Here is a 4352-nt window from a genome sequence, read left to right as displayed (position 1 = left end):
TGGCTGGCTGAAGGAGAACCGTCGCATCGTGACGCGCTTCGACAAGCTCGCAACAAGTTTTGCGGCGATGGTCTCATTGGCCTGCGCTATGCGGTGCTTGCGACAATACTTTACGTACAGAGCCTAGTGCCGCCAAGGCCCAGACAAAGGCCATCACAGGGGTACCAGGGCTCAAATAGAGCGTGACAAGCTTCTCGCCGGCCGCTTTTGCAACAGAATCCAGAGCCCGCATAGCGCAAGCGTAGATCCCCTCACTGTCGTTGAGTTCGCGTAGTTTTTCGCTCTTGAAGCTGATTTTCGGACTACTGCCGGCAGTATGAAACTTGCCGTTTAACCAGCGGACGAAATGTTCGTGCGCTGCTGCAGTATTGGCGAATCTGGAAACGAAATCGCTGGTCGACTTCCAGTCTTTTTGCTGATTCGAGTCATGGATTGATGCTAACGCTACGTTGAAGGCGCCCTGGGTCTCCAGACTCTGTCTGTCTGTCTCGTCCGACCGTGTGTAGCAGAGAACAACGACATCAGAATAGTCCTGCGCAGCGAGTGCCGCGGCGATTGGGCCGTCTGTGCTTTCAAAGCCTAACGATGCGCGAAAATCCGTGATGCCATACCAAGTGAGCAGAAACTTTTTCATTGAGAGTTCTTTTGAATGTAGGGCCGGAACCATGCGATTTCGTTTGTCATTCTGTTGACGAAAACGGCGCGATTTGGCTTTTCGATGCCTTTGAACTTGCCAATACCACCACTCACGAGTGATCCCCCATCGTCCTCGTTCATGCAATACGCCACGCGTAACTCGAAAGATGCGAAGAGATCCTTGCAAGCACCAGCGCAGCGTTGCCAACGATCAACGAATGCAAATACGAATATCCCCTTGCGTGGTCCTTCTTCAGCCAGGCGCTTCAGCAGGTCAGCGGGTGAAGGGGGGTCACCAGGTTTGGGGGCTCTGAATGCGGATGACGGATGAAGTGCTTTCTCGGCGTCGAGACCATCGATGATCAACGCGACGCGGCGCGTCCCGATACCGTCGGCTATCGCCTGCAGTGGTAGCGCGGCAATGTCGTCAAACATCTTTAGACGTGCGCCGAGCGCCTGCGCTGCGGCGGAAAATCCACCGCCTGGTGCAACGCCACGCCCATTGAAATAGACAATCTCATCGAAGCTGTCTTGGAACGTAATGCTGCAAAGCGTAGCGGCCAACAACCCGTCGTGAATTTGGTCGTTGTAGCCGCTGAACAGGACATTGAACGCTGAGCGTCGGGTGAGCGGGATCGTCAGCCTTTGGGCATCGAATGTCAGCCGCTCACCTAAAAGCAGGGTGTCGTCTTGTCCGCAAATCGTTTGATATTCACTGGATGAAGGCAGCTGCGGCAGATTGGCTCCGCTGAAAATTCGCGTCTTGCCGGCCATGCCATGCTGTGTCGCATATCCCGCCAATGTTGCAATGTGTTCGCGGCAGAGTGTGTTTTCTGCCAGTGGAATCAGCAGCTTTACATTGCCGGATTTCGCACCGTTGGCATTATTGATGATGCCCTCGGGAGGGCTCTTGAGTTCAGCCGCCGCCCAGTTGTTTGCACCGAGGATCATCGCGGAATCTTCCTGACCGCACGCCAGCGCGATACGGCATCCCAGTTGGGTAATTATGCTTGCGATTGACAGTGCATTAATGCCTTTCAGGGTTTGCGTCGCAAGCAGGATGTGGATGCCGAATGAGCGGCCCTGTTTTAACAACTGTGAGAGCAGTTGTTCTGCCGCCTCTGCGACCTGGCGCTGCCCTGCAAAGAGAACCTGGAACTCATCTACGACCAAAAGAATCCGTGGTAGTCGCTCGCTGCTCGCCGCGCGGTATTCAGCAAAATCACGAACTTCCGCTTTCTTGAAAATACGCGCTCGTTCTTCCAGCTCATCCACGAGATGCCTCAGCACCGTTACGCCGTATTCGGGATCGCTTTCCGTGGCGACCAAACGGGCGTGAGGAAGTGGTGGGTCTGCATAGATATTGAATTCCGTAGATTCTTTGTAATCCAGCAAGTAGAGATCAACTTCTGCCGGCGAGTATTTCTCGCACAGCGTTTGAATCAGCACATGGAGCAGGTTGGACTTGCCAGAGCCCGTTTTACCTGCAAGCAGTGCGTGATGCTCGGAGGTCGTTGCACCCAGGATCAGTGGCACCTGCTCACCGACGGACGTCCATCCGATTGGAATACTGAAGCCGCTGCGGGTGGTCGCGCCTTTCCCGAAATTCGTCCAGAGGTCAGGCATTGATTTGCGCAAGCGTGCCGTCGCGGCGTAATGCTCGGCAACCGTGGAGATGAATCCGGCCAAAAAGTCTTGCGCGAGCCATTGTTCTGGCTGGTAGGTCAACGACAGCCCGTTGCATCCGTAGTCAGCACCACGCAACAGTGCGTCAGTGCCCATGGTCGATGTTTCCAGCGTGGTGCGAAATTTTTCATATCGCCGGTCTTCCATGCGATGCCCGTCAATCGCGAGGATGGGCAGTACACCGCAGCGTGGACCGTTCACGCAGAGCCGCTCAAGGAACCAGAGGCTCTTGTCCGAAAGTTGTTCTGGAGCGTCAAAAAGCAATACGACCTTGTAACGCAGGGGATTGTCGACGTTGTGCGCGTTGTACTCTAACCAGTTGGGTGACTGGTCGGTGAACCGATGTTGAATCAGCTCCTCGACCTCGTCTTGCAGTTTGCCAAGGGCTGCTTCGATTTCGTCTGCGCGAGTCAGCACGCGTTGTTGCGGCACCAATTGCGGCACTTTCAGAAGCGGCAGAAACGGTCCGATCGATTGTCCCAATTGCAGAGGGTCAATGAGCGTTAACTCCAACCGGCCCGGCGGCAGGGCTGACAGTAACCGTAACAGGAGTTGATGTATCAAGTGCTTGTGTGCTGCGTTGCCCTCCGATAGGACAAGGGCGCGTGCGAGGGGGAATGTAGGGGTGTGCGGGACAACGCAGGAGAGTTCCTCAAAGGCAACTCGATGCGAACCAAACGATAGATGTGTCGGAATATCCGATGCCATCAAAGGGCAATTTGGCCCGAAATCCACAAACGCGGGCTGTTGTCGGCGAAGCTGAAAACCCCAACGTCCGGTTTCAGCGGCGATTTTTTCCCATTCTCGAGCGAAGGTCGATTGCCAATTCAATGTCCTCTTTTCCCGGTTGCCGCTCGCTTGCTTGCTTTCGTACGCGAGGTGCTGCATTGCCTCTTCGTTCAATTTGCTTCGATGGTTCGCTGCATCGCCAGACAAGTCCAGAATCGATTGTTCTATCCGGTGGGAGAGGGCATCGAACTCGCGGTCAATGCGCGCCAGACCCTCTTGATAATCAGCGACAGCTTTATTTATCGCGGTCATCGTAGTTTTGGACAATCGCTGAGTTCCATTCATTTTTCATTCCCAGGATTTGTGCTCTGGATGAGTCGCGCGCTCTCCAGGGTCTTATCAAGATTGAGTGCCTGGCGCTGGAATTCCTCATTGAAAATGCGCAGCGAATCGATTTCCTTGAGAATCGGCTCGAGCACCTCGGTGGAAATGGAAAGACCAAATGAATCGTGTGCTGCTTCGCGAAAGTTTTCGGCGCACAAAATCGCCATTCCAAAAACATCGTCAAACATCGATCTCTTCCTCCGCCGTATCACCATCAATAGGAAGCTCGAGTACAGAGTCGTCAGCGGTGATGGAAGGAAAAATCGAGGCGCAAACTTCGCCTGGCAATAGATAGTTGGATTTAAACTCAGGATTCATGCTCCTGACTCGAGTCAGAAACGCTCGCCAATCTTCCTCGGACAAATCGATCGACTGACAGTGCGCCGTCAATTCCAATAATTGCTCCGTGGCCGCATCCACGCCGTCCATATCCCCGGCGTTGACCGCTTGTTGAAGTCTTTCAATCTCCGTCCGGACTTGGGCGAGAGTGTCTGGACTGATAATTGCGAATCGCACTTTCATGGCTGCTCCTCCTCGTTTGGGCGGATGAAATCAAGGCAGGACTTATCTATTTCGTTCTTACTGGGCAACATTCCCACCATCGGCGAACCTGCTTCGCGCAAGGTATCGCGCAATTCTTTCTGCTTCTCTGGTGAAAGGTCCTGGATATCTCGCGAGCAAAGCGTGCATTGCGCATCCGCCTGCTTGTGTCCTTGGGACTGGAAAACCATGTGATCCATCTGCGAATAGAGGTACTGCGCCTTCCCGCATTTCACCTCGAACGCCATCGTGAACTGGCCTAATAATTCCGGACACCTCTTTAGGGCGATATGATTTCGCCAACTTGGAGGTTCCATGAACGAAAGAAAGGTCTATACCCGCGAGTTCAAGCTGCATGCTGCCAGCATGGTGCTTGA

5 protein-coding genes and 1 pseudogene are annotated in these 4352 nt (G+C 53.9%); 1 reads left to right on the top strand and 5 read right to left on the bottom strand.

Annotated elements, in window-relative coordinates:
* Window positions 1-127, top strand: a pseudogene (locus tag TU74_RS24365) (IS5/IS1182 family transposase); the annotation flags it as partial.
* Here TU74_RS24365 and TU74_RS24040 read toward each other — a convergent pair.
* The 5 genes from TU74_RS24040 to TU74_RS22735 are packed head-to-tail and all read right to left on the bottom strand — an operon-like array spanning window position 74 to window position 4223.
* Complete coding sequence (locus TU74_RS24040; protein ID WP_048377737.1) at window positions 74-634, bottom strand: hypothetical protein; 561 nt, start codon at window positions 632-634, stop codon at window positions 74-76. The pseudogene TU74_RS24365 and the gene TU74_RS24040 sit on opposite strands and share 54 nt — an antisense overlap.
* Window positions 631-3396 carry an FtsK/SpoIIIE domain-containing protein gene (locus TU74_RS22750; RefSeq protein WP_048377736.1) on the bottom strand — a complete coding sequence of 922 codons (2766 nt, stop codon included), beginning with the start codon at window positions 3394-3396 and terminating at the stop codon, window positions 631-633. The genes TU74_RS24040 and TU74_RS22750 overlap by 4 nt, the downstream gene beginning before the upstream one ends.
* The gene (locus TU74_RS22745; protein WP_048377735.1) at window positions 3393-3623 is read right to left on the bottom strand and encodes a hypothetical protein; all 231 of its coding nucleotides are present in this window, start codon (window positions 3621-3623) and stop codon (window positions 3393-3395) included. The genes TU74_RS22750 and TU74_RS22745 overlap by 4 nt, the downstream gene beginning before the upstream one ends.
* On the bottom strand, window positions 3616-3957 hold the full coding sequence (locus TU74_RS22740) for a hypothetical protein (RefSeq protein ID WP_048377734.1): 342 nt from the start codon (window positions 3955-3957) through the stop codon (window positions 3616-3618). The genes TU74_RS22745 and TU74_RS22740 overlap by 8 nt, the downstream gene beginning before the upstream one ends.
* Window positions 3954-4223, bottom strand: coding sequence for a hypothetical protein (locus tag TU74_RS22735; RefSeq protein WP_048377731.1), 270 nt, complete (start codon window positions 4221-4223; stop codon window positions 3954-3956). Before TU74_RS22735 ends, TU74_RS22740 begins: the two co-directional genes overlap by 4 nt.
* Window positions 4224-4352: the final 129 nt, after the last annotated feature.

The sequence above is a fragment of the Pseudomonas lundensis genome, assembly GCF_001042985.1.
Lineage (GTDB): Bacteria > Pseudomonadota > Gammaproteobacteria > Pseudomonadales > Pseudomonadaceae > Aquipseudomonas > Aquipseudomonas lundensis.
This window is presented reverse-complemented; position numbering and strand designations above follow the sequence as displayed.

Excerpts from the sequence above, each read along its gene's own strand:
- TU74_RS24040 (WP_048377737.1), bottom strand. The coding sequence starts at position 634 with ATGAAAAAGTTTCTGCTCACTTGGTATGGCATCACGGATTTTCGCGCA.
- TU74_RS22750 (WP_048377736.1), bottom strand. The coding sequence starts at position 3,396 with ATGAATGGAACTCAGCGATTGTCCAAAACTACGATGACCGCGATAAAT.
- TU74_RS22745 (WP_048377735.1), bottom strand. The coding sequence starts at position 3,623 with ATGTTTGACGATGTTTTTGGAATGGCGATTTTGTGCGCCGAAAACTTT.
- TU74_RS22740 (WP_048377734.1), bottom strand. The coding sequence starts at position 3,957 with ATGAAAGTGCGATTCGCAATTATCAGTCCAGACACTCTCGCCCAAGTC.
- TU74_RS22735 (WP_048377731.1), bottom strand. The coding sequence starts at position 4,223 with ATGGCGTTCGAGGTGAAATGCGGGAAGGCGCAGTACCTCTATTCGCAG.